Origin of the sequence: Candidatus Competibacter denitrificans Run_A_D11 (assembly GCF_001051235.1) — a bacterium.
Classification (GTDB): Bacteria; Pseudomonadota; Gammaproteobacteria; order Competibacterales; family Competibacteraceae; genus Competibacter_A; species Competibacter_A denitrificans.
Genome location: NZ_CBTJ020000098.1, coordinates 1 through 1,874, shown reverse-complemented (window position 1 = coordinate 1,874; position 1,874 = coordinate 1). Strand labels below are relative to the sequence as shown.

Sequence of the window (1,874 nt, the reverse complement as noted above, 5' to 3'; positions counted from 1 at the left end):
ACAAAATGTCCATGCCTTCGCCCTCGGCATCGCCGCCGCGAAGCAGGCTTTTATCCCCTCCGGCTGAGTTGGGGGGAATCGGGTGCGTTTAACCCCTCCAGCTGATTTGTGAGGAATTGGGTGGTGTACAACCTTCTTCTGTTTACTCTAATATTCATGCAATGCATCATACTTCAATGTTTACTCTTCGATGAGGCGAGTTTTATCTAATGGTATTGAAAAGAAAGTTAAAGACTACCATTGACGTGATGTTTCAACGCTTTCATGATTGGTTGTTTTCTGATTTTGTACCTGCCCGCCTTTTGATTGGAGGCGCGGCAGCCACCATCGGTGTCATTTTTTTAGCAATTGGCCGCCGCCAGGCCGGCTTGGACGCTGTCGCTCGCGTCCATAGAAGCGATTACTTTCCAGCACTGAACAGCGTACTAACCAGCCTGATGGCACAGGCCCTTGCTGGTTCCCAAGGACGGGTCGCGTCACAACTACGCTTGGCCGTGCATGAATACCCGGATACCATCCCCACAAACGACCTGAACCGGAAGTTCTTCGCTAACCCTAAGAAACTCTTCCCAGCTAACATCATCGTCTTGAAGTCACCGGGACCCAACGAACGCGGCGTCATCTATCTCTACTACTCTTACGTCTATCCGCTATTTATGCGCTTGTTCGATGCGAAAGCCGTCTCTTCTCGTTATCACCTAGTGCTTGAGCCTAGCTGGAGTGGACATTTCGACCCAAACATTCTCACCACGACCCAACTGAACGCTCCCATATTTGTTGGTTCAATCGAGCCACGCGATGCCGCGTTTCTTAAGGCCGTCCACTCAAACCTAATTCCAGTAAGCGTTGGCGGTAATACTTGGGTCGATGCGAACGTCTTTCGTCCTCTCTCTAACCTTGGCATAGAGAAAGACTTTGATCTCATCAGCATCGCGGCGTGGGCACGCTACAAGCGGCATTGGGCATTGTTTCGCGCAGTCGCTAGAATGCGTGCAATGGGTAGTACACCCAGACTCGCTCTGGTCGGTTATCCGCTCGATCTCACCAAAATGGATATTTTGGCTCAGGCGCAAATCTTCAAGATCGATGATTTGATCGAGATTTTCGAGCAATTGCCTCCTAGAAAGGTGAATGAACTCTTGAATCGGAGCAAAGTGCATGTGCTGTGGTCGTGCCGCGAAGGAACACCCCGCGCAACAATCGAGGCGATGGCTGCTGGGGTACCAAGCATCGTCCGTGAGGGTTTCAACTACGGCCACCACTACCCCTACATAAACGACGACACGGGAAGATTCGCTACAGAGCAAGATCTTCCTAAGGTACTCATCGATATGATTGACAATTATCGACTGTATTCACCACGCGACTACGTTATTTCTTTCATGACACCAGAAGCATCCACGCAGCGCCTTAACCAGGAGATTTGTAGGGTTGCTTTATCCCTTGGTGAAGTATGGACTCGCGATCTCGCGATTAAGGTAAGTACGCTAGGTGGGCTGATGTACCTCGACCCGTCCGATAACCAGCGTTTTGCGGACGACTATAGATTTCTTGAGACTGTGATTCGCTCCTGATTCCGCCGCCTTCTTAGTTTGTAACTCTTAGAGCCTATCCGAAAATTCTTATTCAGATGTAAATGATTAAGAGCAGCCCTCTTCATCAATGGGTGTGCATAGTTTTTTCAGCAGGATGCGGATAGAAGAAACCCAAATCATAGCGATACTGGAAGCGACTCTTTTTTCATAGACACGGACTAATCGGCGATAACGACTTAACCCATCCGATTACCCACAAACTCGCATTATCCATCGCTGGCATAGGCAGCTTTAGCGGCGGCGACGCCCAAGGCGAACATCTGAACCCGTTGTAGACCC

The 1,874-nt window shown here is 49.8% G+C and carries 1 protein-coding gene; it reads left to right on the top strand.

Translation table 11 applies throughout. The annotated features are described in order from the left end of the window. The first annotated feature begins 209 nt into the window (after positions 1-209). The gene (locus tag BN873_RS15550; RefSeq protein ID WP_048675796.1) at positions 210-1,574 is read left to right on the top strand and encodes a glycosyltransferase; all 1,365 of its coding nucleotides are present in this window, start codon (positions 210-212) and stop codon (positions 1,572-1,574) included. Positions 1,575-1,874 lie beyond the last annotated feature (300 nt).